Source organism: Rhodococcus sp. B50 (assembly GCF_013602415.1).
Lineage (GTDB): Bacteria > Actinomycetota > Actinomycetes > Mycobacteriales > Mycobacteriaceae > Rhodococcus.
This window is the reverse complement of record NZ_WPAG02000002.1, coordinates 2,831,394-2,855,279: the sequence shown is the minus strand read 5'-3', so window position 1 is coordinate 2,855,279 and position 23,886 is coordinate 2,831,394. Positions and strand designations below refer to the sequence as shown.

Below are 23,886 nucleotides of genomic sequence, written 5' to 3'. Positions count from 1 at the left end.
CGTCAGTCGACGAGTGCCACCGAGGTGACGCGGTGCAGCACGAAACTGCGCACCGAGCCGGTCGCCGGGTCGAATGCCTGCACCTGTCCGCCGCCCACCGACACCGGGTCGACGATCCGCCGCGTCGCCACCCCTTGGGCGTCGACGTAGCCGAGGGTGACGCTGCGCTTGCCGTGCACGGCGAGCTGCAGTAGCGCGAGAGTCGCCGCGCCCCCGGACCTGCTGCCGTCACCGCGCGCCGAGGCCGTCGGTGTCGCGGTCTCCGCACGGTCGCCGGCGCGCAGCGTACGCACCAGAGTGTCGAGCTGCTCGTCGCTCGGCGCGGTCGGTCCGGCGTAACGGGCCCGGGCGCGTGGCATCGCGACACGGGCCCCTCGGGGCCGTAGATCCACGATCGCTCCCGAAGCGTCCTCTCCGGCTGGAGCGAAGCCCGCGGAACGCAGCTCGGTGAGTACCTCGGCGAGCGGCGCCTGCGAGATCGCGACGGTCGGGGCAACCGCACGCAGAGCGAGCATCGCGGCGACCGGGGCGGACAACACCTCGGTGAGGAGGGCAGGGTCGTCGGCGCGGACGAAGGACGTCGCGACACCTGCGCGCAGGCGTCCGTGGCGACGCGCGACGTCGTCGATCAGGTAGGTGAGCGACTGCGGCACCGGAGTGCGGGAATGCGTCGCGAACAGATCGTGCAGGTCGCTCGCGCCGAGACCGGCGTCGAGCGCGCGCCGGATGCTGCTGTCGCCGATCCGGTAGACGGTCGCGGCACCGGCCGATTCGACGTCCGCCACGAGCGCGATCCGCTCGCCGAGTCGGGGGACGAGAGGTCCGGGGGCGACGACCGTCAGGTCGGCCTGGACGAGCACGTAGTCGACGGGTTCGGGCAGCACGGCAGCCATCTCGGCCTCGGCGTCGCCACCGTGCAGCAGCGCCTTGCCGGGCGACGCGAGCATGCCGTGCGCGACGAGACCGAGGGTCGTCGCCTCACGCACGGTTTCCACGACGCTCGTCGTGTCGAAGCGCCCCGCCCAGCGAGGACGACGCCACGCCGCAGCCGCACGGAGATCGGCGACGTCCGATCCCGCCGCCGGCACCTCGGAGAGGACGTCGAGCAGGAGTCGCCGGTCGCGGGTGGCGGTGGGGGACTTCACCTCGTCGGAGAGAGCGGCGACCGGTTTGTCGTTCGGGTCGCGCCGGCCGATCAGCCAGGGGCGCCGCGGCAGATCGAGCCAGGCGCCGGCCAGGACTGCCCAGCGGTAGGCCGGGGAGGCGGCGAGCCACGCGTCGGTGGCGGTGGTCGGGGCCCAGTGATCGTCGTCGCCGGGGGTGGGCGGGTCGGGTAGGCCGCGCGCGATCAGCCCGGCGCCGGCGAGGACCTCGACGACCAGAGCCGTCTTTTCGTCGTCGAGACCGACAACCTTCCCGACGCGATGCAGTTCGCGGACACCGAGTCCCCCGGCCTTGAGGACGGGGGCAGGTTGCGCACCGAGGGTGTCGAGGACGTCCTCGCAGTGCCGCAGCAGTTCGAGGGCGGCGCCGGCGGCGGTCGCGTTGACGTCGGCAGTCGACCGGGTGGGCTTCGGCGCGCGCGGGGGAGTGAGTGCCGCCGGGTCGAAGGGGGCGTCGTCGCGCAGCGCCTGGCCCACCCGGTGGGGGAGTTCGACGGTCTCGTCGTCGATACGGAAGAGCAGTCCGGCGGCGAGCAGTTTCTGCACGGGCCGATCGGCGGGCGTTCCGGTCGCGGCGTCGCGGGTACGGCCGATCGGGGACGTGCGGGACAAGGTGTCGAGGATGCTGCGTTGCTCGGGGGGTAGCGCCGCAAGGAGATCGTCGAGTTCCTGCCGGGACGGACCGGTGGCGTCGCTGCTGCGTCCCACGCGCCACGGGACGGCGTCCACGGCGGCAGCGGCGACCCGCAACTCGTCGGTGGGTCCCCAGACGAGAAGCAACGAGCGCAGAGCGGACAGGATCCGGTCGAGATTCCTCGCGCTGATCCGGCCGGACACCTCGTCGAGTACGGCGGCCCGGGACACAGGGGATTCGACCGCTCCGAGACGCGCCAGCACCTCGATGATTCCGAAGGTGGCGGTGTCGAGTTCGTCGGCCGCACGGAACACCGAGGCGCGTTGCTGCGCCCGGTTGGCGAGCACGTTCATGCTTGCCGGTGGCGGCACCACGAGGTCGGGCCGGGCGCGCAGCGTGGCAGCGAGATCCGTGTCGCGTCGACCTGCCAGCCAGCGGGCGAGGGAGTCCGAGGCGGTGTCGGGAGCGGGCGTGGTCGGGGACATCCCCTCCAGATTAGAGACCTGCGGTAGCAGGCCCCGAACTCACCTGCCAAAATGAGCGCATGGCTACCTCTTCGAAAAAGCATTACGTCGACCACGGATGGCCCGAGCTGGCCGACGGTGAGCACGCTGTCACCGAACTGTCGTCCACGCGATCCGGTCCGCTCTCCCCCTACGGTGAGGACACCGTGTTTCCGTTGCCGGTCGAGGACCTGCCCTACACGCACCCGAAGACGGTGATCAACCGCTGATCGCAGATCACCGAATCGATTCTTCCGTACGACGCCCGGTCCCTTTCCCAGGGGCCGGGCGTCGTCGTTCGTAGAGATACATGCGGGTTCCGGATGCGGAAAGGCCCCGCACCATCAGTGGTGCGGGGCCTTTCCGGGATGTTCGGGGTGTTACTGCGGGAGCACCGCGCGAACGGCGTCCAAGATGTTCGGGTCGAGCTCGACGCCGGCGTCCTGGAGGGCGGTGACGCCCTGCTCGAAGCCGGCCAGGATGCCCTGGACCTCGGCGGGGAGAGCGGGGGTCTCCGGAAGCTGTGGAACAGCGTTCTCGATGCTCGGCGCCGGGGTCTCGGCGGGAGCGCTCGGGGCCGCGTCGACGGAGCGCTGGGTGGGCGCGCTCGACAGTCCGAGGCTCGACGAGCAGGAGGGCCATGCGCCCCAGCCCTGCCCGGCGAGGACACGCTCGGCGACGGCGATCTGCTGTTCACGGCTGGCCTGGCTGGCCGAGGCAGCGTATTCCTGGCCGCCGTAGGCGTTCCAGGTGCTCGGCGAGAACTGCAGGCCACCGTGGTAGCCGTTGCCGGTGTTGATTCCCCAGTTTCCGCCGGACTCGCACTGTGCGAGGCGGTCCCAGTCGGAGTCGGGGGCGGCAGCGGCGGTGCCGCTGAACGCGACACCCGTGACGCCGAGGACTGCACCCGTCAGCGCGAACTTCGCGACGGTACGACCGGTATTGGTGGGCTTGCGATGGCGTCCGCTCATGTCGGTTCCGTGTTCCTCTCCGTACGCACCTACGAGGTCAGCTGTCGGGTTCGGGCTGAAGAGGTTGCCCGGCCGTGTCGCTCCGTTGGGAGCGCCTTCGGCTTCACCCCGAGGGCCGTCGCGGTTGCGTCGGCCCGGGCCTCCTGGACACCGTCCGGCTGTGGGCCGATCGGTTCCTGGGAGACCGGTGGGTCCCCCGTTTCCTGTCCCCTGTGGATCGTTCGTCGGGATTTCCGGAACCACGGGACAGGAATTTGGCGCGGCGGTTCCGGACCGGCCGAGCCTGGCGGTTCGACCGGACATGACGGTAACGGTTCCGAGGGCGAAGTGTCACCAATTGATAACGCGCCGATTCACGCGGCGACAGAGACGCGCGGCGCGGACCAGGGAATAAAGTCCCAGGTAGTGGGGTTCGGGTACCCGAAAATCCGTTTCGAGTCCCGCCTGTTATCTCCTTGTTATGTGATTAAGATCACATGTAACTCGGACGGGAATCCACAGGGACGATCTCCTTCCCCAGGGGCATCAGGGAGATCGGGATCATCTTGAGGTTCGCGATCGCGAGCGGGATACCGATGATCGTGACAGCCATGGCGATCGCCGTGGCGATGTGTCCGAGAGCCAGCCAGATGCCGGCGACCACGATCCAGATGACATTGCCGATCAGCGACGCGGTGCCGGCCGTCGGCTTGTCGACCGTCGTCTTGCCGAACGGCCACAACGCGTAGACGCCGATGCGGAACGACGCGATCCCGAAGGGGATGGTGATGATGAGGATGCAGCAGATCAGACCGGCCGCGAAGTAGCCGAGCGCGAGCCACAGGCCGCCGAAGATCAGCCAGATGATGTTGAGGAGGATCCTCATGTCCGATCTCCGTTCCGTGCGCGCCGGCCCGAGCTCAGCGCGAAAGCGATGGCGAGCGCGAAGCCGAGCGGCCAGGCGAGGGTCAGCAGATACAGCACGAGCCCGGGCTTGCCGTCGGTGATCAACGGGGTGAGGAAGATGGCGAGGACGGCCACCACGCCGACGGCGAAGCACACGATCGCGGCCTTCAGGAGGCCGTTACGCGGGGCGGCAGACGAATCCGAAGATGAAGTACCCACGTGACCACGGTAGTCGTCGCGGAGTCCCGTGGTGACGTCCGGGAGCGGGAAGACGATTCGGGGGGACGCACACCCCTGCAGGTACACTGAGGAGCGTCCACGCGTCCCGCTCGACCGAGTCGGGGCGCGTTGTTTTGCATGGTAAACGGGTTGCCCCGTCCGGGGCACAGCTGTCGAGGAGCAGGTGAGCGCGGTGCCGACCGGCAAGGTGAAGTGGTACGACGTCGAAAAGGGCTTCGGCTTCCTGTCCCAGGACGAGGGTGAGGACGTCTACGTGCGCGCCTCCGCGCTCCCCGAGGGAGTGGAGGCGCTCAAGCCCGGCCAGCGCGTCGAGTTCGGTATGGCGGTGGGTCGCCGGGGTCCGCAGGCGCTCAAGGTCGAGCTCCTCGAGCAACCCACGCTGCGGCAGGGACGCCGCGAGGCTCCTGCCCAGCAGAAGCGCCGCGCACCGGACGAGCTGCACGGCATGGTCGAGGACATGATCAAGCTGCTCGAAGCAGCGGTACAGCCTGATCTGCGGCGCGGGCGTTATCCCGACCGCAAGACCGGGCAGCGCATCTCCGAGGTCATGCGGGCGATCGCGCGCGAGCTCGACCACTAGGGACGAAACACGACAGGCCGCCCTCGCTACCGGCGAGGGCGGCCTGTCGTTCGTGCGGCCGGGCTCAGAAGGTCTTCACGGCCCAGACGGCGTGCGCAATCGGTTCACCGGCCTCGTCGACCACGGCCGACGGCAACTGGATCTCGACGCCGAGCAGTTGCAGCTCAGGAGAGCTCTCCACGGTGAGCGTCCGCCGTGCACCCGCCTCGAACATGGCACCGTCGATGTAGGTCTGGCCGGTCTGCGTATCGCCGTAGACGGTGAGGATGCGCCACGGAGCATCGGAGATCTCCGTCGGGAGCGACAACTGCAGCGGGTAGCCCGCCGGCACGTCGAGCTGACCGATGGGGTTCTCCACGCAGTCCTCGAGGTAGAGATTGCAGTGCTGCGCGGGATCGACCGTCACGGTCTCCCCCCGGGCGTACGCGGTGATGGTCGGGAGCGTGGGCTCGGCCGAATCGACCAGTTTCCACACCGTGGCGGCCACTCCCGCTACCACGACCACCAGGGCCACCACTAGCAGCGCGAGAGTCTTCTTCGTCCGAGCCTGCAACTCAACTGTTCCAATCTTCGGTGGGGGATCCGCCGGTGCGTCTTCGCCCGGCAGCCGTCTCGGTGGAGACGCGTTCGGGTCGACGGCCGCCGAATCCCGGTAGCAACGTCCCCCCACGGTATGTCAGCACCGTTTGTGCGAATCCGAGAACCAGCGCCACGGAGATCACAGCGAATCCGAGCCACAGTTCGGTGGGCAACAGCACACCCATCGCCCCGCCGAACACCCAGCTGAGCTGCAGGACCGTCTCGGACCGTCCGAATCCCGACGCGATCGATTCCTCGGGGAGGTCCTGCTGGAGGGAGGCGTCGAGCGAGACCTTCGCCAGCGCGCTGGCGCACGCCGCGACGAGCGCCGCCAGCGCTGCGGCCAGGACATGGCCGGTCGCGGCGACCACGGCGGCCACGACCACGACTGCAGCGGTGCACCGCACGACGATCAGGGCGGGCCGCCCCAGCGCGAGTCGCGCGCCGGTCGCATTGCCGGCGAAGTTGCCGACCGCGGCGGCGGCGCCGACACCACCGAGCATCGCGGCCTGCATGAGCGGATCCTGTCCGGTCGTGTTCTTCGCGACGAACGCCATGAACAGGGTCAGGAAGCCGGTGAGGATGCGGATCGTGCCGTTGCCCCACAACCCGGTCACGACGGCTCGCCCGAGGGGCTGTTTCCGTTTCCCGGACTTGGTGACGATCACTTCGGTGACGGTGTCGGAATGCAGCACCTCGGTGCGTGCATCGGAGCGGTGGTACGACAACGTCGCCGGAACCTCGCCCTCGGTGACCTCGACCCAGGCCGGGATGCGCATGCTCAGATAGGCGCCGAAGGCGGTGATCCCGGCGCACAGCCACAACGCTCCCGCCGACCCGAACGCCCACGCGGCGGCCGCCGCGACCGCGCCGGCGCCGATCGTGCCGCCGACCAGGCCGAAGACCGTCAGCCTGGAGTTCACCCGCACCAGATCGATCTCCGGTGGCAGGACGCGCGGTGTCACTGCGGATTTGAGCACCGCGAACGATTTGCTCAGCACCATCATGCCCAGGGCGGCCGGATACAACAGCCAGCTGTCGAAGTTGAACACGAGCACCACCGCGAGCACCGTGCGCAGCGCGAAGGACGTCGCCAGCGCGAGGCGGCGACCGTGCTGCAATCGATCGAGCAGCGGCCCGATGAGCGGCGCAATGATCGCGAACGGCGCGATCGTGATGAGCAGATACAGCGCGACCTTCGTCTTGTCCTCCCCGGTGGCCGCCGAGAAGAACAGGGTGTTCGCGAGGGCGACGGCGATCGCCGCGTCGGAGGCGAAGTTCGCCATCGTCGCGTAGGTGAGCGCGGTCAGTCCCGACTTGTCGGCGCCGTCGGCTGTGGCCGCCCGGCGGAACGTCGCGATGCCCTTCGAGGTGAGTTCGCGGCTGCGCAGCGCCGCGACCCGCGTGACCGTCAGCTTCCGCGGCATGCGCGGAGCGCGCGGTGCGTCGGTGCCGGACGAGGACTCCCCACGATCGGCACCCGACGCACCCGGAGGTCGGCGCAGGTGGTCGACGGGATGCAGGGGTGGCAGGGGAGTGCGACGTCCCGAGACGCGGCGGGAAGGCGGGTAGTTGCTGTATCCCGGATGCTGCGAACCCGGGGCAGGTCGATCTGCTCCTTCGGGGGCGGGTCGCTCGTCCGGTTCGGTCACGTCTTCGATTCTTCCCCACGCGGTAGCGGCTGTAACACAAGGGCGGCTCGTGGCCCGGGTGACGCGTGTCGCGATCGGTATGCCACCCGGATCACCCCGCGAAACGCACTTCGAACAGCGTCGGCCAGTACTTACCCGTCACCAGGAACCGATCGGTTCCCGGGATCTGCGCGATGCCGTTGAGAACGTCCACGGCGGCTCCCTCGGGCAACCGATCACGCAACGGAGCCGCGTCGATCCGCGCCTCCACCCGGCCGGTGGACGGATCGATCCGCACGATCTCGTCCGTCTGCCAGACGTTCGCGTAGACGCTGCCGTCCTCAGCGCACTCGAGCTCGTTGAGTTTCGCCACGGCGTGGCCCTCCCGGTGCACGGTGACGCGTCCGAGCTCGTCGAAGGTGGTGGGGTCGCGGAAGATCAGCTCGGCCGAGCCGTCGCTCATCACCAGACGGTCGGGTTGCGCGCACAGCCCCCAGCCCTCGCCCTCGTAGTCGACCCGGCGCTTCTCGAGAAGGGTGTCGCGATCGCGGACGACGGCGGTGCCGTCCTTCCAGGTCAGTTGCCACAGCTCGTCGTCGACCACGGTGATGCCCTCCCCGAAGAAGTCGTCGAGGACGGGCTCGCGGGCGCGTTCGGCCTCGGCGAGCGTGAGGGTGTCGCCGTCGACGTCGACCTCCCGCGCCGAGACCCACGAGCGTCCGGCCCGTCCGGTGCCTTCGAGCAGTTCGCCCTCGTCGATCTCGAGCCCCTGGGTGAATGCTTCCGGATCGTGGGGATGCGTGGCGACGACCTCCACACCGAGTTCGGCGGCCGGTGGGCCGGGTTCGGCGACGAGATCGTCACCGCATCCGGCGGTGGTGACGCAGGCGATCGCCGCGACCGCGGCCGAGAGAAGAAGACGGGACACGCGCCCATCCTGCATCGCGTGCGCGACCCGCGCCTGCACGAGCTTCCACGACCCGCGGGCGCCCGGGCCGACAGGTCAGGCAGAATGGGGGCCGTGAGTGTTGCCTCTGCTTCCACTTCCCGAGGAACGAACCCCGTGGTCGATCCGGCGGTGCGTTCCGTGCTCGCCGACGCCGCCGACCTCGCTCGGGCCGCACTCGACGAACTCGGAGACGGTGGAGTCGGCGCCTATCTGGGTGTGACGCGCGAGGACGAGTGCTCGGCCACCCACCGTTTCGCCGCGGAGCTTCCGGGCTACCGCGGTTGGCAATGGGCCGTCGTCGTGGCCGCCGCGCCGGATTCCGATCGGGTGACGGTGAGCGAACTCGTGCTCTTGCCTGGCCCCGACGCGCTCGTCGCGCCCGAATGGGTGCCGTGGAGCGAACGGATCCGTCCCGGCGATCTCGGTCCCGGCGACCTCCTGGCTCCCGCTCCCGACGATGTGCGGCTGGTACCCGGCTACATGCAGTCCGGCGACCCCGAGGTCGACGAGACCGCCCTCGAGATCGGGTTGGGCCGCAAGCAGGTCATGAGCCTCGAGGGTCGCCTCGAGGCAGCGCAGCGCTGGTTCGACGGCGAGTACGGCCCTGGTTCGGAGATGGCGAAGGCCGCCCCGTCCTCGTGCCGCCTGTGCGGTTTCTACCTTCCCCTCGCCGGGTCGTTGCGTGCGGCCTTCGGGGTGTGCGGCAACGAGTTCGCCGCCGACGGGCACGTCGTGCACGCCGAGTACGGATGCGGTGCGCATTCCGACACCTCACTGCCCACCGGTGCCGGCTCCCCGCTGTACGAGGCGTTCGACGATTCGGCAGTGGAGGTTGTCGAACTCGGTTCGGCCGGCTCGGTGCCCCCGGAGTCCTCACAGACCGAGTCCTCACAGACCGAGTCCACGTCGGGCGATTCCACGGACGAGCCTGCCGCCGAGCCGTCCCCGTCCGAGCCGGAACAGACCGACTGACGTGACCCGGCCGGACCCCGCGGATCCGTTCGGGACCGCGGCGTTACGCGAGGGAATCCTTGCGGCCTGGTCGTCGTCGCCCACCCGCCTCCGGGAAGACGCCGCCACCGAGGCCGATCATGTCCGCGCGGGCTACCGCGATCGCGTCCTGACCGAGCTCGCCCAGAACGCCGCCGATGCAGCCGCGCGCGCCGGCACACGGGGTGAGCTGCGAGTACGGTTCGCCGACGGTCGGCTCCACGTCGCGAACATCGGCGAGCCGCTCGACACAGGCGGTGTCCACGCGTTGACCGCGCTGCGCTCGTCGAACAAGAGCGGTACCGGGTCCACCGTCGGACGGTTCGGTGTCGGTTTCACCGCGGTGCTGGCAGTCTCCGACGACATCGAGGTGCGTTCGCGCACCGGCTCGATCCACTTCTCGGCCGAGCGCACCCGCTCGGTCCTCGCCGAGCGGGGCCTGCCCGAACCCGAGTCCGGCATCCCGGCGCTGCGCCTCGTGTGGCCGACGGCGACACCGCCGGTGCCCGGCAGCGACACCGAGGTCGTGCTGACCCTGCGTGCGGGGGTCGATCCGGTCGCGCTGCTCGATGCCTTCCGCGCCGAGGCTCACGACATCCTGCTCGAACTTCCCGGCCTGAGCACCCTCGTCATCGGCGACGACGAGTTCACCCGCCACCGGCGCGAACTCGACAACGGCCTGGAGGAGGTGCGGATCGGCGATCGCACCTGGTGGGAGTCCACCGGATCGGCGGCGCGGTGGCTCGTTCCCGTCGCGGACGGCCGGGTCACACCGGTCGGCGGCGACGTCCTGCGTGCCCCCACCCGCTCCGACGAGGAGCTGTCGCTGCCCGCGATCGTCGTCGCCGACGTCGCGATGCAACCCGACCGGCGGCGCGTGCTGCCCGGTGCCCGCGTCGAGAACGTCGCCCGCGGGTACGCGCGGTTCGTCGCGGCGCTGCCCGCCGACCAGCGACTCGACCTCGTGCCCCTCCCGGGCTTCGCGCGCAGCGAGGTCGACGGTCGGATCCGCGAGGCGATCCTCGACGACCTGGCCGGCGAAGCGTGGCTTCCCGCAGCCGACGGCAGCGCCGATCTGGTACCCGACCGAGCCGTTGCGATGCCCGGTCTCACCGACGAGCTCGCCGATGTCCTCGGTGAGGTCGTCCCCGGGCTCGTGATCCCGGAGCTGTGCGGCCCGCGACATTCGTCGGCGCTCTCGGCCGTCGGAGTGCACCGGCTCGGTCTCGCGCGACTGGCCGAACTGCTCTCCGGCCACGAACGCGATCCGAAGTGGTGGAACCGCCTCTACGAGGCGCTGACTCCGCTCGTCGTCGACGCGGTGGCGGCCGAGGAACTCGCATCCCTGCCGGTTCCGCTGTCGGACGGCCGGACCGTGACCGGCCCGCGCACGACCGTCCTCGCGACGCAACTGCAGGACCTGGGTCCGGTGTCGATGCCGTGGGTGCGCCTCGTCCATCCCGATGCCGCGCATCCTCTGCTCGCCCGGCTCGGGGCCGGCACCGTGACGGTCGAGGATCTGCTCGCCGATCCGGCGCTCGTCGCCGCCGTCGAGGACGCCGATCCCGACGACATCGATCCGGCCGGCGATCTCCCGGCGGGCGCACTCGCCGACGTCGTGCTGCGGCTGGTGCCGTTCGCGTCCGCAGCGGCCGTGCCTCGCGAACTCGGGGCGTTACTGCTGCCCGACACCCGCGGCGACGCCGTCCCTGCCGACGAACTGCTGCTCCCCGGCGCACCACTCGCCGAGGTGCTGGTCGAGGACGCACCGTTCGGCACCGTCGACCCGTCCGTCGTCGACCGGTACGGGGCCGACGCGTTGCGCGCCATCGGTGTGGGCTGGGGCTTCACGGTCCTCCGCGCCGACCTGCCCACCGGTCCCGATCACGACCTGCCCGACGAACACCTCTGGTGGGAGCGACTCGACGCGGATCCCGAGACACTCGTCGCGGTGCGCGATCTCGATCTCGTCGACGATCGTCGCTGGTCGCGAGCGCTGACCCTGCTGGTGGCCGAACCTGCGACGGCCGAAGCGCTCGCCGACCCCGCCGGATACACGGCGTGGTACCTGCGCACCCGCGCGTCGCTCGACGGCCGGCCCCTGGGGCACTACCGCTTCGCCGACGACGTCCTGTTCGACGGTCTCCTCGATCCCTGCACCCATCCCGACGCGGCCGCCTTCCGCGGTGCCCTCGCCGGAACGGTGATCGAGGACGTCGACCTGGCACAGACCCTGCTCGACCGGCTTGCGGACGAGAGCCGATCGCCGGGACCGGCCACGATCGTCGCTGCTCACGACGCGCTCGCCGCGGCCTTCTCGTCGGGCGGTCTCGATCCCGAGTCGGTCACCCTGCCCGACGGGGTGCGCAGCCTGTCCGGCGTCGTCGTCGACGCAGCGGACGCCCTCGTACCCGACCGTCCGTGGTTCGCGGCCGTGATCCCGCACGGTCGGCTCGTCACCGGCGGGCGGGGAACCGCGCACGCGCTCGCGGACGTGCTCGACATCTCCGTGGCGTCCGCGGTCGTCGACGCCGAACCTGTCGAGCAGGGACGCGGCTCGACCTGGGAACGCGAACCGGCCGCCGTCCTGGCCGGGATCGTCGCCGGTGTTCCGCTTCCGCGCGGTGTGCTCGCGCTGCACGACCGGCTGGCCGTGCGCTGTTCCGGCGCTCTGACCGGTGAGCTCGAGGTCGAGTGGTGGGTCGATGCCGCCGGCACCGTCCACAGCACCCCGAACGGTCTGGTCGCCGCGCTCACGGCGCTCACGGAGCTTACGGCGGGCCGCGCGACTGTAGGGGCAGCTGCGCCGCACCCGGGAACCGGACCGTGATGATCGACGTCGCGGTGCTCGACTGGATGGTCTCGATCCGCGAACCCGAGCTGACCACTGCAGTGACCGTCCTCACCCATACGGGTGGGGGAATCGCGACGAGTCTGATCGCGACGGTGACGACGTTGTTGCTGGTCCGCGCAGATCGTCTGCGCGATGCGGTCTTCGTGGCCGGTGCCGTACTGACGGGCTGGCCGGTGATGTCCCTGCTCAAGAACCTGTTCGGCCGCGTCCGGCCCCCCGAACCCGAACGGCTGGTGGTTCTGCCCACCGAGTCGTTCCCGTCAGGGCATGCGATGACCAGTGCCGTGCTGGCCACGGTGCTCGTGGCGGTGGTGATGCGCACGTGGCCGCGGGGAGATGGTCGCCGGACGGTCGCGACCGCGGCGCTCGCAACGTACACCGTGGCCATCGGGCTTTCCCGCGTCTACCTGGCCGCGCACTGGTTCACCGATGTCGTCGCGGGCTGGATCTTCGGGATCACATGGGCCTTGCTCTGGGTGTGGTTGATCACTCGCGTACGGATCCGCCGCTGATACCGCCGCGGACGTGTCGCGGACGGCTGGGGCCGAAATCAGTCCAGACCTACCTGGGCGCCTCGGTCACCCCGTCGGGCAGCGCGACGCTGCAGCAGGAAGAGCGCAGTTCCCAGCAGCCCCACCACGATTCCCGCCACGCAGATCGGTAGCGCAGCGTCGCGGAGATCGCCGCCGACCGACAACACGACGACGGCCGCTACCACCCACAGACCGGTTCCCACGGCGAGCGCGGGGCGAGGGTCGGCGAGGCGACGGATACGGGCTGCGACGAGCTGGGCGGGTTCCACGGATTGCAGATTAGTTCCTTCGCGCTGCAATAATCGGTTCCCGTTGCGACGCCCCGTACTCGACGAGCGGATTTTGTGGACATGGCCGTAGGCACCGACTCCAAGCGAACGTCCTTCCTGGACGCCTATTTCAAGATCACCGAGCGCGGTTCGACCGTGTCCCGGGAGGTGCGTGGCGGTATCGTCACGTTCTTCGCGATGTCGTACATCGTGGTCCTCAACCCGCTGATCCTCGGTAGTTTCTCCGCCGACGACGCGACCGCGAAGGTCGACGTGCTGGGCAACATCCTGCCCATCAACCAGGTCGCGGCCGTCACCGCACTGGTCGCCGGCTTCATGAGCATCGTCTTCGGTGTGGTCGCCAACTATCCGTTCGCCATCGCCGCCGGCCTCGGCATCAACAGTCTGCTCGCGGTCACCATCGCGCCGCAGGTGACCTGGCCCGAAGCGATGGGCCTGGTGGTCATCGACGGCATCATCATCGTCGTGCTGGCCCTGACCGGCTTCCGCACCGCGGTGTTCAATGCCATCCCGGCGGAACTGAAGGCCGCCATCGCCGCCGGTATCGGCGCCTTCATCGCCATGATCGGTCTCGTCGACGCCGGCTTCGTCCGCCGCATTCCCGACGCCGCCGGCACCACCGTGCCCGTAGGGCTGGGTATCGACGGGTCGATCGCCTCGTGGCCGACCTTCGTCTTCGTCGTCGGTGTCCTGCTGATGGGTGTGCTCGTCGCACGCAAGGTGCGCGGCGGACTGCTGATCGGCATCGTCGTCACGACCATCCTGTCGATGATCATCGAGGCCGTCACGGACGTCGGTCCGTCCCTGGGTACCAACCCGAAGGGCTGGAACCTCAGCACGCCCGAGGCACCCGACTCCTTCTTCGGGATCCCGGACCTGAGCCTCGTCGGCAACGTCGACCTGTTCGGCGCGTTCACCCGCATCGGCGTGATCGCCGCGACGCTGCTCGTGTTCACTCTCGTCCTCGCGAACTTCTTCGACGCGATGGGAACCATGACCGGTCTCGGCAAGGAAGCCGACCTTGCCGACAAGAACGGCACCCTGCCGAGCATCGGCAAGGCCCTCGTCGTCGAGGGCACCGGCGCCATCGTCGGTGGTGGCGCCTCCGCCTCCTCGAACACGGTGTTCGTCGAATCGGCCTCGGGTATCGCGGAAGGAGCCCGCACCGGCCTGGCCAACGTGGTCACCGGCGTGATGTTCCTGCTCGCGATGTTCCTGACCCCGCTGTACGAGGTGGTTCCGATCGAGGCGGCCGCTCCGGCGCTCGTGGTGGTCGGTGCCCTGATGATCGGCCAGGTCCGCGACATCGATTTCTCGGTGTTCGCCGTGGCGCTGCCGGCCTTCCTGACCATCATGGTCATGCCGTTCACCTACTCGATCGCCAACGGCATCGGCGTGGGCTTCATCACGTGGGTGGTCCTGCACGCGGCCAGCGGCAAGATCCGCACCATCCACCCCCTGATGTGGATCGTCGCGGTGCTGTTCGCCCTGTACTTCTCGGTCGATCCCATCACGGAGCTGCTCACCTAGACGGCCGGCGCGTGTTTCGGGCGATGTGACGTATTCTGCACGCCATGATCTCGGATACACGCGCACTCGCCGGTGACCTCTCACTCGCCGTTGTGCGTCTGACGCGTCATTTGCGGGGGAGACGCACCGATTCCCGAGTTTCTCTGACCCAGATCTCGGCGATGGCCACCCTCGCGCAGGAGGGTGCGATGACCCCGGGGGCGCTGGCCGCGCGCGAACGCGTCCAACCACCCTCGATGACCAGGGTCATCGCCTCTCTCCACGAGCTCGGCCTCGTCGAGCGGACGCCGCATCCCACGGACGGACGGCAGATCATCGTGACGTTGTCCGACGCCGGGACCGAGCTGCTCGCCGACGAAGCTCAGGCACGCGAAGTGTGGCTGACCGAACGGCTCGAGAAGCTCGACCCCGCGTCGCTCGGGACGCTGCGCGAGGCCGTCGGAATCCTCACGGCGCTGGTCTCGGAAGACGACTGATGGGAGATACCAGGTCCAGCCGGTCCGGCAGACTCGGTAACGGGTAGCCGCCGGCGAGTGAACACTCGCGACGACCGACCCGGTGCGGAAGGGCGCGTGCGCGCTGGGAGAATGTTCCGGTGGTTCACGTCATCGACATCGACGATCCTTCCGACCCCCGGGTCGACGATTTCCGCGATCTCAACTCGGCGGATCGTCGGCCCGACCTTCCCGGTGGCAAGGGGCTGGTGATCGCCGAGGGTGTGCTGGTGGTCCAGCGCATGCTCGATTCCCGGTTCGCTCCGACGAGTCTGCTCGGAGTGGGTCGACGGCTGGACGAACTCGCCGACGACCTGCGCGACGTCGATGTGCCGTTCTACCGCACCGACGCCGGAACCATGGCCGAGATCGTCGGATTCCACCTCAACCGAGGCGTGCTCGCGGTCTCGCGCCGATCCTCACCGTTGTCGCTCGACGAGGTCGTCGACAAGGCGACCACGGTCGCGGTGCTCGAAGGAGTCAACGACCACGAGAACATCGGTTCGATGTTCCGCAACGCGGCCGGTCTCGGCGTCGACGGTGTGCTCTTCGGGAAGGGCTGCGCCGACCCGTTGTACCGCAGGTCGGTTCGCGTGTCGATGGGGCATGCCCTCCGTGTCCCCTTCGCGCATCTCGAACAATGGCCGTCCGAACTGGATCAGTTGCGTGGCAGGGGATTCCAGCTGATCTCGTTGACCCCCGATCCGCGGGCGATCCCGCTCGCGAACGCGATGACGGGGGAGAAGGTCGCACTGCTGCTCGGCGCCGAAGGTCCGGGTCTGTCCGAGCACGCGATGCGGGCGACCGACGTACGTGCCCGAATTCCCATGGCGCCCGGCACGGATTCGCTGAACGTGGCCACCGCGGCGGCGATGGCGTTCTACGAGCGGGTCCGGCTTCCGCGATGACCCAGGCTCGCGACCCCGCGCCCACCCCGTGGGCGACGGGGCTCACGCTGACGGCGTTCTCCTTCGTCGCCACCGTCATCGCCGTCGTCGCCTGCGGCCAGGTACTCGGCCGGATCGATCCGGTCCTCGCGGTCGTCGTCAATATCGTGACGGTTGCGGGGATCGTCCCGACCGTGTGGTCATGGCTGCGGGTGCCGGTACTGCGCTGGCTCGCGGCCGGTGTCGTGGCCGGTGTGCCGGTCGGATGGCTCGCGCTGCTCGTGTCCTGATCGGTTTCCGAGCGCGACCGCCGCCGGAGGAAAATTTCCAACCTCTACTGGAGAATTCCGACGAAGCGCACACTTGGTGATGACGGTCCACCTGGAAAGGGGGCATCATGTCTCACAATGTGAATGCCGATCGGGAGGAAATGTCGGTCAAGCAGGGGCTGGCCGCGGGAACGTCGGTCGGCGCCGCAATCATCATGACCTTGATCGGCGCTCTGCAGCTGTTGCAGGGAATTGCTGCGGTCGCCGAAGACGAAGTCTTCGTCACCGGCCAGGAGTATCTGTTCACATTCGATCTCACCATGTGGGGATGGGTTCACATCGTCGTCGGTGTCGTGATGGTGGTCGTGGGCATCGCGTTGATCTCCGGAGCGACATGGGCACGGGTGGCGGCGATGGTCATCGCCGCGTTGTCGATCCTGGTGAATTTCATGTGGCTTCCCTACTATCCGGGGTGGGCGCTCGCGATCATCGCCCTCGATGTAGTGGTCATCTGGGCGATCGCAACCTGGAATCCCCGTGCGGTGTACTCCTGATCGACTCGATCCGGTACCGAAACGCGCCGATTGCGCAAACCGGTGCCCTCCACCCGGGAACGGGCGTATGGTATATCCGGCCCTCCCGGACAGAGGGACGGAGGTCGTCATGACCGAAGATGGACCTGCCGAAGCCCGAATCGGACAGTCGTCACGATTCGACACCGGTGTCGATGAGTGGACCGGGGGCCGCGAGTAGTGGCAGTGCCGTAGCGGCACACCGCAGGGGGAAACAGGATTCGAGATATTCATTCTCCGGTGGTTTCACGGGGCATCGTCCCGCCACCGGTTCGGCCGAGGAGGTTCGGCTATGGATTCATTCTGGGACTACGTGTGGTACACCGTCGTCGTATTCGCCTTCGTGGCGTATCTGATCGTCCTGTTCCAAATCATCGTCGACCTCTTCCGGGATCACTCCGTATCCGGTTGGGTGAAAGCGGTGTGGGTCATCGGCCTGGTGCTCCTTCCGTACCTGACGGCGCTGGTCTACCTGATCGTTCGCGGTCGGGGAATGGCGCTGCGTGCCCAGCAGGCGCAAGCGGAGGCGAAGCAGGCCACCGACGAGTACATCCGGACCGTGGCGGTCGGGAAATCCCCGGCTCAACAGATCGCCGATGCCAAGGCCCTGCTCGACTCCGGTGCGATCACGCCCGCGGAGTACGAACACCTCAAGGCGCAGGCGCTCGGCAACGCCACGACCGGACGTGACGGCGTACCCATCGCGTGAATCATCGTCGCGGAAGGGCGCTGCGGACGGTGTCCTTCCGGGGTCGGCTCGTACGTTCGACGACTCGTCGCGTCGCGACGCCGGCGGTTGAAAGTGTGAGGGTGGCAGCATAATCCGCAGCCATCCTTGTTCCTGAGAATCAGATCGTGACCGCTCCTCGCAGGGATCGGCGCACGGTCGATGTCTCCTTCGTACACGAGAGGATTGTCATGTCGCACGACGTACGCCCCGACCGGGGCGGGATCAGTGTCAAGCAGGGCATCGCCGCAGGCACCTCGATCGGGGCAGCGATCATCCTGGCAACCGTCGGCATCGTCCAGATCTTCCAGGGCATCGCTGCGGTGGCCGAGGACGAAGTCTTCGTGCGGGGTGTGGAATACACGTTCAAGTTCGACTTCACCACGTGGGGATGGGTTCACATCGTCCTCGGTGTCGTCATGCTGGTCGCCGGACTCGCGTTGATGAGCGGCGCCACGTGGGCTCGCGTCACGGCCATCATCATCGCCGCGTTGTCCATCGTCGCGAACTTCATGTGGTTGCCCTACTACCCGTGGTGGTCGATCCTGATCATCGCGCTCGATGTGGTTGTGATCTGGGCGGTCTCGACCTGGCAGCCGCGCGCCGACTACTACTGACGCGGCCGTGCAGGAAGGCGGTCGCAGCGTCCGGGGCGGGCCGGTCGGGAATGTCACGACCGAGTCCGACGGGCCTCGCTCGCAGCGACGACGGAGTGCACTGCATCTCACGCTTCCCGGGTGTTGGGGTGCAGTGCTTTTCGCATGCCTGTCCTTCACCCCGTCGTTGCTTCCGCGCGGCGGGGTCCTGCAGGGGATGATCTGCGGGATCACTGCCGCGATCGGATACGGCCTCGGCGTGCTCCTCGCGTTCGTGTGGCGCGCGTTCGCCGACCGGCCTCCTCGGCCTCCGAAGGCTGCGTCGTGGTGGATCTTCGGCGTCTGCGGGGTGGTCCTCTTCGCGGTCTTCTTCGGGCTCGGCCAGTACTGGCAATACGAAATCCGTTCTCTGATGGGGATTTCCGAATACAACCTCGCGTCGACGGTGCTCTCTCCGGTCATCGCGGTACTGGTGTTCGGCCTTCTCCTGGCGATCGGACGCGGTATCCGCAGTCTGTATCGCTGGGCGGCGAAGACGCTCGACCGGTGGATCGGGCAGCGGGCCGCGAACGTCGTGGGATGGGTGCTCGTCGCCGCACTGGTGTACGCGCTCGTCTCCGGCGTGCTGCTCGCAGGTTTCATCGACGCCGCCAACACGGCGTTCTCGGCACGGGACACGAGAACCCAGGAAGGTGTGCAGCAACCGACGACCGCCCTGCGTTCCGGCGGACCGGATTCGGTGGTGCCGTGGGATTCTCTGGGGTGGCAGGGGCGGATCTTCGTCGGGCAGGGTCCGTCCACCGAGCAGATAGGCCGGTTCTCCGCAGGCCCTGCCCTCGAACCGATCCGGATCTATGCCGGCCTGGCGTCGTCCGAGGACACCGAGGCGCGGGCGGCGCTGGCAGTGGAAGATCTCACGCGGGCAGGAGGATTCGAGCGGCAGAACCTGGTCGTGGTGACGACGACGGGAAGCGGCTGGGTGGACCCGGCTCTGGTGGACTCCATCGAGTACCTCACAGGCGGTGATGTCGCGACCGTTGCCATCCAGTATTCCTACCTGCCTTCGTGGATCTCCTATCTGGTCGATCAGTCGAAGGCGAGGGAAGCCGGACGAGATCTGTTCGACGCGGTCTACGACGTCTGGTCCAAGCTTCCCCAGGACGCCCGCCCCCGATTGTTCGTGGCCGGCGAGAGTCTCGGCTCGTTCGGTGGGGAGACCGCCTTCAGCGGCGAGTACGACCTTCGCAATCGCACCGCGGGAACGGTCTTCGCCGGGCCGCCGAACTTCAACGTCCTCTTCCGTGAGTTCAGTGATCGCCGGGACGAGGGCAGCCCCGAAGTCGAACCGGTCTTCCGGGACGGTCGTACGGTGCGATTCACGAACGACCCGCAGGCGGGCATCCCGCCGGAGGACGGTCCGTGGGAGGGCAGCCGGGTGCTGTATCTGATGCATCCGTCGGACCCGATCGTCTGGTGGAGCCCACGTCTGATCACGAGTGAACCGGATTGGATCGGTGAAGCCCCCGGTCGCGACGTGCTCGAGGACATGGTGTGGATACCGTTCGTGACCTTCTGGCAGATCACTGCCGATCTGCCTTTCTCCACGGGTGTGCCGGCCGGTCACGGCCACAAGTACAGCACCGAGTACGTCGACGCCTGGGCCGTCGTCCTCCAGTCCCCGGAAATAACGCCCGAAGACATCGACTCCCTGAAAAATATTGTCGCAGAGGGGGAATGATTCGGCGGATCGAGAATCGGGTCAGGGTGCGAGGTCAGCGCGCCACGAGACGCCGCCACCAGCCGGTCTTCGGAGCCGGGACGGTGATCTGCGGGACCGGGGTGCGCAGCGTGAAACTCCACGTCTCGATCTCGTGTGGGTCCGGTTCGTCGTCGCGACGACCGACGTAGCGGAATCCGAGCCACGCGCCGTGAGCCTCCTCGACGAGCTTGCGCGGGTGGAAGGGCAGGGACTCCGGAGGTGGTGGGATGTTCGGCGGCCAGCGGAGCGGATGTTCACCCGCCCAGAACGGCCGTTCCCACACGAACGGCAGGCCCTCGTCCTCGAAGAACTCGACCGTGCTCGCCCCGAAGCTGCGTCGCAGCCTGCCGCACTCCCACACGGCGAACGATCCCCACGCGCCTGCCGGATCGGAGGTCAGCAGGCAGGTGCGTTCCGCGGCGGGCGTACGCAACCACATCGCGGGGAGTTCCGATGGGTGGCGTAGTGCGAATCGGGGGCTCGCCACGACCGTCACGCCGGGATAGCTGCCGACCCAGAACCGTTCGAACGAATCCCCGGCATCCTCTCGACCGACCTCGGTCAGCGGTACCCGTACACCGGGATCGACCTGGAGGTCGGGGAACAGGCGTGACAGAAGTGCTTGCGCCGCATCACGATCCGGTGCGAACTCGCGCAGGACCGCGGCGGGATCGGGTGCGTCGACGTACCAGAGCGTCGACACCGTCGCCGACATCGCCGACGTCTTCCTCAGACGCGTCCGTTACTGCGTACACCGAGCAGCACGTCGTCCCACGAGGGGAGTGCGGGCTTGCCGCGCTTGTCCTTCGCGGGGGCCTGCGGCGCACGTGAGGCATCGGCCTCGTCGCCCACGGTGACGGCGGGCTCCTCTGCAGCGACCGGCTCGGGAGCCGGTTCTTCGGCAGCGGGGGACTCCAGTGCGACCGGGGCGTGACGTTCGGCGTTCTCGGCCTCGGTGGAATCGTCGACGTCGCGCGCCGAGTAGACCGGGGTCAGATAGCGCAGGGGACGACCGCAATCGGGATCCACCAGGTCGGCCGCGATGTCGTCGAGCGCTGTGATCGTGCCGCCGTGCGCATCGGGCTGGTACCGCCAGTGGGCGCGGTTCGTGGAACGGCCGGCATGCCACCGCAGCTGCGCGACCCAGAATCCTTCGTCGTCGCGCCAGGCATCCCATTCGGCCTCGTCGAGGCTGTGCCCACGGGCGCGGAACGCCTGCGTGACGATTTCCTGCAGGGTCTCGACAGCGGGACCGTCGGGACGGACGGGGTGACCCTTCTTGGCCATGTCGGCGGCCCGGGACCGCTCGAGCAGGACGGGGTAGGCGAACCGTTCGACCTTGGCGACAGGGATCCCCGCCTCGTCGGCCACCTGTTCGACCGAGGCGCCGCCGCGGATGCGGGCCTGGATCTCGCGAGGACGGAGCTGGCTGGTCGTCTCGATCTGGATCTGGCCGAGACGGGCCAGATCGCCACGAGCGGCCGCGCGCAGGGTGTCGTCGACGGGAATGCGGAACTTGTCCCCCGTCGTGGGATCGGCGAGCACCACATGCTTAGCATCGGGCTCGAGACCGACCACTCGAAGCTCTCGCACCTTGACCTCCTCGCGCCGATCGCGATTGACCCGCCCGACTGTAACCGACCGCGATATTTTTCGTGGCCGGACACGCCGCGCCACGCCGGGTGGCATCGCAAGAAATCCGACGCGGCGCGTTATCGTCCAGGGTTTGCCGAAATGTCTCGATGCGAGGTCGAGACTCGAACGGCAACGGGGCCGGGTCCGATCCCGGACCCGGCCCCGCTTCGCGGCGTGCTCAGAGCTGGGAGACGACCCAGTCGATGCTCTTGGTCAGCTGCGAGATGTCCTCGGGATCGATGGCCGGGAACATGCCGACGCGCAGCTGGTTACGGCCGAGCTTGCGGTAGGGCTCGGTGTCGACGATGCCGTTGGCGCGCAGGATCTTCGCGACCTGGGCGGCGTCGATCGACTCGGCGAAGTCGATGGTGCCCACGACCTGTGAACGCAGTGCCGGATCGACGACGAACGGCGTCGCGTACTCGGACGCCTCGGCCCACTCGTACAGGCGCGCGGACGAATCCTTCGTGCGGGCCACCGCCCAGTCGAGCCCGCCGTTGCCGTTGAGCCACTCGATCTGGTTCGCGAACAGCAGGAGGGTCGCCAGAGCCGGAGTGTTGTACGTCTGGTCCTTGCTGCTGTTGTCCACCGCGATCGGCAGCGACAGGAACTCTGGGGTGAAGCGACCCGACTCCTTGATCTCCGCGACACGCTCGAGCGCGGCCGGGCTCATCAGCGCGATCCACAGACCACCGTCGGCGGCGAAGCACTTCTGCGGAGCGAAGTAGTACACGTCGGCGTCGGCGATGTTCACCGGCAGGCCGCCGGCACCCGAGGTCGCGTCGATCGCGATCAGGGCGTTGTCGGAACCGGCAGGGCGCTGCACGGGAACCGCGACACCCGTCGAGGTCTCGTTGTGTGCCCAGCCGATGAGGTCGGCCGACGCGTCGGCGACGATCTCGGGGGCCGAGCCGGGCTCCGAGCCCACGACGATCGGGTCGCCGATGAACGGGTTCTTCTTCGCGACGGTCGCGAACTTCGACGAGAACTCACCGTAGGTGAAGTGCTGTGAACGCTCCCGGATCAGACCGAACGCCGCGGCGTCCCAGAATGCGGTGGTGCCACCGTTGCCGAGGACGACCTCGTAGCCCTCGGGCAGGGAGAACAGGTCGCGCAGACCCGAGCGGACACGGGCGACGACGTCCTTGACCGGCTTCTGCCGGTGGCTGGTGCCGAACACCGAAGCGCCGACATCGACCAGCGACTGCAGCTGCTCGGGACGAACCTTGGAGGGGCCGCAGCCGAAGCGGCCGTCTGCGGGCTTCAGGTCGGCGGGAATGATCGGTGACGCGTCTGCCATCGGAATGCGTGTCCTAAGAGTCGAGGGACATGGTGCACAGGTAGTCTAGACCGCCTTCTCGGAGCCCCGGCCGGGCGCTGGTCGGGCCCGGCCGGGAAGAGAGGTCAGCGATGTGCGATCGACTCCCAGCCCGTGACCTCGGAAGCCGGCCGGGGATCCGGGCCGGTGTAGATCGCGGCGGGGCGCACGAGCTTGCCCAGGCGCTTCTGTTCGAGGATGTGCGCGCACCAGCCGGCGGTCCGGCCGCAGGTGAACATCGCGGGCATCATCGCCGCGGGGACCTCCGCGAAATCGAGGATCACCGCGGCCCAGAACTCGACGTTGGTCTCGATCGCGCGGTCGGGGCGACGCTCGCGCAGTTCGGCCAGCGCGGCCTGCTCGAGCGCGGCCGCGGCCTCGTAGCGGGGAGCGTCGAGCCGCTTCGCGGTGCTGCGCAGCACCCGGGCGCGGGGGTCCTCGGCGCGGTAGACGCGGTGCCCGAAGCCCATGAGCTTCTCCTTGCGGTCGAGGATGCCCTTGACCAGGCCGCGCGGATCGCCGGTGCGTTCGGTCTCCTCGATCATCGGCAGCACGCGTGCCGGGGCGCCGCCGTGCAGCGGACCGGACATCGCACCGACGGCGCCGGAGAGCGAGGCGGCCGCGTCGGCGCCGGTGGAGGCGATGACCCGGGCGGTGAACGTCGAGGCATTCATACCGTGCTCGGCCGCCGACACCCAGTAGGCGTCGATCGCCTCGACGTGCTTGGGATCGGGATCGCCCTTCCAGCGCACCATGAAACGCTCGGTGACGGTGCTCGCCTCGTCGATGCGCTGCTGCGGCACGGCGGGTTGGTAGATGCCACGGGCGGACTGGGCCACATAGGACAGGGCCATCACCGCGGCGCGCGCGAGATTCTCGCGGGCGGTTGCGTCGTCGATGTCGAGCAGCGGCCGGAATCCCCAGATGGGTGCGAGCATCGCGAGACCCGCTTGGACGTCGACGCGCACGTCGCCGGTGTGGATCGGCAGGGGGAACGGCTCGGCCGGGTGCAGACCGCGACCGAACTCGCCGTCGACGAGCAGGGCCCACACGTCGCCGAAGGTGACTCCCTTCTCGACGAGCTCTTCGATGTCGACCCCGCGATAGCGCAGTGCGCCACCGTCCTTGTCGGGCTCGGCGATGTCGCTCGTGAAGGCGACCACGCCTTCGAGTCCTGCGACGAAATCCTCGGGAACTGACGCGCGCGCTGCCATGACGGTTGGGCTCTCCTCGTTCGAGCACGGCCCGGTCCGAGCCGCGCTGCCGGTGGAATGAGGTCACCGTCGGGTGTGATCGG

Annotated in this window: 25 protein-coding genes and 1 riboswitch; of the genes, 13 read left to right on the top strand and 12 right to left on the bottom strand. The window is 68.6% G+C overall.

From position 1 onward, the window contains the following. Nucleotides 1-2: 2 nt before the first annotated feature. Nucleotides 3-2,282: a helicase-associated domain-containing protein gene (locus GON09_RS13480; protein WP_213932219.1), complete on the bottom strand. Its 2,280-nt coding sequence runs from the start codon at nt 2,280-2,282 to the stop codon at nt 3-5. A 59-nt stretch (nt 2,283-2,341) separates the two neighbouring features. Here GON09_RS13480 and GON09_RS13475 point away from each other — a divergent pair, with 59 nt between their 5' ends. Beyond that, nucleotides 2,342-2,530, top strand: a complete 189-nt coding sequence (locus GON09_RS13475) for a hypothetical protein (RefSeq protein ID WP_006551681.1) — start codon at nt 2,342-2,344, stop codon at nt 2,528-2,530. 150 nt (nt 2,531-2,680) lie between these two features. Here GON09_RS13475 and GON09_RS13470 read toward each other — a convergent pair whose 3' ends face one another. The 3 genes from GON09_RS13470 to GON09_RS13460 form a co-directional block, all read right to left on the bottom strand. Next, nucleotides 2,681-3,271 carry a resuscitation-promoting factor Rpf1 domain-containing protein gene (locus GON09_RS13470; RefSeq protein ID WP_213932218.1) on the bottom strand — a complete coding sequence of 197 codons (591 nt, stop codon included), beginning with the start codon at nt 3,269-3,271 and terminating at the stop codon, nt 2,681-2,683. 10 nt (nt 3,272-3,281) lie between these two features. Continuing rightward, nucleotides 3,282-3,456: riboswitch (cyclic di-AMP (ydaO/yuaA leader) on the bottom strand. A gap of 287 nt (nt 3,457-3,743) precedes the next feature. After that, the gene (locus GON09_RS13465) at nt 3,744-4,136 is read right to left on the bottom strand and encodes a YccF domain-containing protein (protein ID WP_213932217.1); all 393 of its coding nucleotides are present in this window, start codon (nt 4,134-4,136) and stop codon (nt 3,744-3,746) included. Then, nucleotides 4,133-4,375 (bottom strand): hypothetical protein, encoded by a 243-nt coding sequence (locus GON09_RS13460; RefSeq protein ID WP_307854369.1) that lies wholly within the window; start codon nt 4,373-4,375, stop codon nt 4,133-4,135. Before GON09_RS13460 ends, GON09_RS13465 begins: the two co-directional genes overlap by 4 nt. Before the next feature lie 193 nt (nt 4,376-4,568). Between GON09_RS13460 and GON09_RS13455 the strand changes: the two genes are divergently transcribed. Then, the gene (locus GON09_RS13455; protein ID WP_006551677.1) at nt 4,569-4,976 is read left to right on the top strand and encodes a cold-shock protein; all 408 of its coding nucleotides are present in this window, start codon (nt 4,569-4,571) and stop codon (nt 4,974-4,976) included. Nucleotides 4,977-5,040: 64 nt separating this feature from the next. On the opposite strand, the gene GON09_RS13450 is transcribed toward GON09_RS13455, so the two are convergent. From GON09_RS13450 to GON09_RS13440, 3 genes are all read right to left on the bottom strand, one after another. Beyond that, on the bottom strand, nt 5,041-5,529 hold the full coding sequence (locus tag GON09_RS13450) for a DUF2771 domain-containing protein (RefSeq protein ID WP_213932216.1): 489 nt from the start codon (nt 5,527-5,529) through the stop codon (nt 5,041-5,043). A gap of 1 nt (nt 5,530) precedes the next feature. Next, complete coding sequence (locus tag GON09_RS13445; protein WP_213932215.1) at nt 5,531-7,207, bottom strand: MFS transporter; 1,677 nt, start codon at nt 7,205-7,207, stop codon at nt 5,531-5,533. Nucleotides 7,208-7,298: 91 nt separating this feature from the next. Next, nucleotides 7,299-8,114 (bottom strand): glutaminyl-peptide cyclotransferase, encoded by an 816-nt coding sequence (locus GON09_RS13440; protein WP_213932214.1) that lies wholly within the window; start codon nt 8,112-8,114, stop codon nt 7,299-7,301. 135 nt (nt 8,115-8,249) lie between these two features. Between GON09_RS13440 and GON09_RS13435 the strand changes: the two genes are divergently transcribed. Genes GON09_RS13435 through GON09_RS13425 form a run of 3 tightly spaced genes read left to right on the top strand, consistent with a single transcriptional unit; the run spans nt 8,250 to nt 12,491 of the window. Further along, the gene (locus tag GON09_RS13435; RefSeq protein WP_213932213.1) at nt 8,250-9,107 is read left to right on the top strand and encodes a DUF3027 domain-containing protein; all 858 of its coding nucleotides are present in this window, start codon (nt 8,250-8,252) and stop codon (nt 9,105-9,107) included. 1 nt (nt 9,108) lies between these two features. Further along, a complete protein-coding gene (locus GON09_RS13430) occupies nt 9,109-11,955 on the top strand; it encodes a sacsin N-terminal ATP-binding-like domain-containing protein (protein ID WP_213932212.1) in 2,847 nt (948 codons plus the stop codon). Next, nucleotides 11,952-12,491 carry a phosphatase PAP2 family protein gene (locus GON09_RS13425; RefSeq protein WP_213932211.1) on the top strand — a complete coding sequence of 180 codons (540 nt, stop codon included), beginning with the start codon at nt 11,952-11,954 and terminating at the stop codon, nt 12,489-12,491. The genes GON09_RS13430 and GON09_RS13425 overlap by 4 nt, the downstream gene beginning before the upstream one ends. Nucleotides 12,492-12,529: 38 nt before the next feature. Here GON09_RS13425 and GON09_RS13420 read toward each other — a convergent pair whose 3' ends face one another. After that, nucleotides 12,530-12,781 carry a DUF2530 domain-containing protein gene (locus GON09_RS13420; RefSeq protein WP_213932210.1) on the bottom strand — a complete coding sequence of 84 codons (252 nt, stop codon included), beginning with the start codon at nt 12,779-12,781 and terminating at the stop codon, nt 12,530-12,532. An 81-nt stretch (nt 12,782-12,862) separates the two neighbouring features. Between GON09_RS13420 and GON09_RS13415 the strand changes: the two genes are divergently transcribed. The 8 genes from GON09_RS13415 (at nt 12,863) to GON09_RS13380 (ending at nt 19,615) form a co-directional block, all read left to right on the top strand. Continuing rightward, nucleotides 12,863-14,332 (top strand): NCS2 family permease, encoded by a 1,470-nt coding sequence (locus GON09_RS13415; RefSeq protein ID WP_213932209.1) that lies wholly within the window; start codon nt 12,863-12,865, stop codon nt 14,330-14,332. A 44-nt stretch (nt 14,333-14,376) separates the two neighbouring features. Beyond that, nucleotides 14,377-14,808: a MarR family winged helix-turn-helix transcriptional regulator gene (locus GON09_RS13410; protein ID WP_213932208.1), complete on the top strand. Its 432-nt coding sequence runs from the start codon at nt 14,377-14,379 to the stop codon at nt 14,806-14,808. Nucleotides 14,809-14,927: 119 nt separating this feature from the next. After that, the gene (locus GON09_RS13405; protein WP_213932207.1) at nt 14,928-15,734 is read left to right on the top strand and encodes a TrmH family RNA methyltransferase; all 807 of its coding nucleotides are present in this window, start codon (nt 14,928-14,930) and stop codon (nt 15,732-15,734) included. Further along, nucleotides 15,731-16,003, top strand: coding sequence for a DUF2537 domain-containing protein (locus GON09_RS13400; RefSeq protein WP_213932206.1), 273 nt, complete (start codon nt 15,731-15,733; stop codon nt 16,001-16,003). Before GON09_RS13405 ends, GON09_RS13400 begins: the two co-directional genes overlap by 4 nt. A 107-nt stretch (nt 16,004-16,110) precedes the next feature. Beyond that, complete coding sequence (locus GON09_RS13395) at nt 16,111-16,536, top strand: DUF7144 family membrane protein (RefSeq protein ID WP_213932205.1); 426 nt, start codon at nt 16,111-16,113, stop codon at nt 16,534-16,536. Nucleotides 16,537-16,846: 310 nt separating this feature from the next. Then, nucleotides 16,847-17,263 (top strand): SHOCT domain-containing protein, encoded by a 417-nt coding sequence (locus GON09_RS13390; RefSeq protein WP_213932204.1) that lies wholly within the window; start codon nt 16,847-16,849, stop codon nt 17,261-17,263. A 209-nt stretch (nt 17,264-17,472) separates the two neighbouring features. After that, nucleotides 17,473-17,898: a DUF7144 family membrane protein gene (locus tag GON09_RS13385; RefSeq protein WP_213932203.1), complete on the top strand. Its 426-nt coding sequence runs from the start codon at nt 17,473-17,475 to the stop codon at nt 17,896-17,898. A gap of 133 nt (nt 17,899-18,031) precedes the next feature. Next, on the top strand, nt 18,032-19,615 hold the full coding sequence (locus tag GON09_RS13380) for an alpha/beta hydrolase (protein ID WP_307854367.1): 1,584 nt from the start codon (nt 18,032-18,034) through the stop codon (nt 19,613-19,615). A 34-nt stretch (nt 19,616-19,649) separates the two neighbouring features. Here GON09_RS13380 and GON09_RS13375 read toward each other — a convergent pair whose 3' ends face one another. The 4 genes from GON09_RS13375 to GON09_RS13360 all read right to left on the bottom strand — a co-directional run bounded on the left by GON09_RS13375 (nt 19,650) and on the right by GON09_RS13360 (nt 23,803). Then, the gene (locus tag GON09_RS13375; RefSeq protein WP_213932201.1) at nt 19,650-20,351 is read right to left on the bottom strand and encodes a DUF6928 family protein; all 702 of its coding nucleotides are present in this window, start codon (nt 20,349-20,351) and stop codon (nt 19,650-19,652) included. A gap of 14 nt (nt 20,352-20,365) precedes the next feature. After that, on the bottom strand, nt 20,366-21,229 hold the full coding sequence (gene sepH / locus GON09_RS13370) for a septation protein SepH (protein ID WP_213932200.1): 864 nt from the start codon (nt 21,227-21,229) through the stop codon (nt 20,366-20,368). Between the two features lie 220 nt (nt 21,230-21,449). Then, nucleotides 21,450-22,571 (bottom strand): phosphoserine transaminase, encoded by a 1,122-nt coding sequence (serC, locus tag GON09_RS13365; RefSeq protein WP_213932199.1) that lies wholly within the window; start codon nt 22,569-22,571, stop codon nt 21,450-21,452. 104 nt (nt 22,572-22,675) lie between these two features. Next, nucleotides 22,676-23,803 (bottom strand): citrate synthase 2, encoded by a 1,128-nt coding sequence (locus GON09_RS13360; protein ID WP_213932198.1) that lies wholly within the window; start codon nt 23,801-23,803, stop codon nt 22,676-22,678. Nucleotides 23,804-23,886 lie beyond the last annotated feature (83 nt).

Bases quoted from the DNA above. Each gene is read 5' to 3' on its own strand.
- GON09_RS13410 (WP_213932208.1), top strand. From the start codon at position 14,377: ATGATCTCGGATACACGCGCACTCGCCGGTGACCTCTCACTCGCCGTT.
- GON09_RS13360 (WP_213932198.1), bottom strand. From the start codon at position 23,803: ATGGCAGCGCGCGCGTCAGTTCCCGAGGATTTCGTCGCAGGACTCGAA.
- GON09_RS13375 (WP_213932201.1), bottom strand. From the start codon at position 20,351: ATGTCGGCGACGGTGTCGACGCTCTGGTACGTCGACGCACCCGATCCC.
- GON09_RS13415 (WP_213932209.1), top strand. From the start codon at position 12,863: ATGGCCGTAGGCACCGACTCCAAGCGAACGTCCTTCCTGGACGCCTAT.
- GON09_RS13480 (WP_213932219.1), bottom strand. From the start codon at position 2,282: ATGTCCCCGACCACGCCCGCTCCCGACACCGCCTCGGACTCCCTCGCC.
- serC (WP_213932199.1), bottom strand. From the start codon at position 22,571: ATGGCAGACGCGTCACCGATCATTCCCGCCGACCTGAAGCCCGCAGAC.
- GON09_RS13390 (WP_213932204.1), top strand. From the start codon at position 16,847: ATGGATTCATTCTGGGACTACGTGTGGTACACCGTCGTCGTATTCGCC.
- GON09_RS13470 (WP_213932218.1), bottom strand. From the start codon at position 3,271: ATGAGCGGACGCCATCGCAAGCCCACCAATACCGGTCGTACCGTCGCG.
- GON09_RS13400 (WP_213932206.1), top strand. From the start codon at position 15,731: ATGACCCAGGCTCGCGACCCCGCGCCCACCCCGTGGGCGACGGGGCTC.
- GON09_RS13395 (WP_213932205.1), top strand. From the start codon at position 16,111: ATGTCTCACAATGTGAATGCCGATCGGGAGGAAATGTCGGTCAAGCAG.
- GON09_RS13385 (WP_213932203.1), top strand. From the start codon at position 17,473: ATGTCGCACGACGTACGCCCCGACCGGGGCGGGATCAGTGTCAAGCAG.
- GON09_RS13475 (WP_006551681.1), top strand. From the start codon at position 2,342: ATGGCTACCTCTTCGAAAAAGCATTACGTCGACCACGGATGGCCCGAG.
- GON09_RS13465 (WP_213932217.1), bottom strand. From the start codon at position 4,136: ATGAGGATCCTCCTCAACATCATCTGGCTGATCTTCGGCGGCCTGTGG.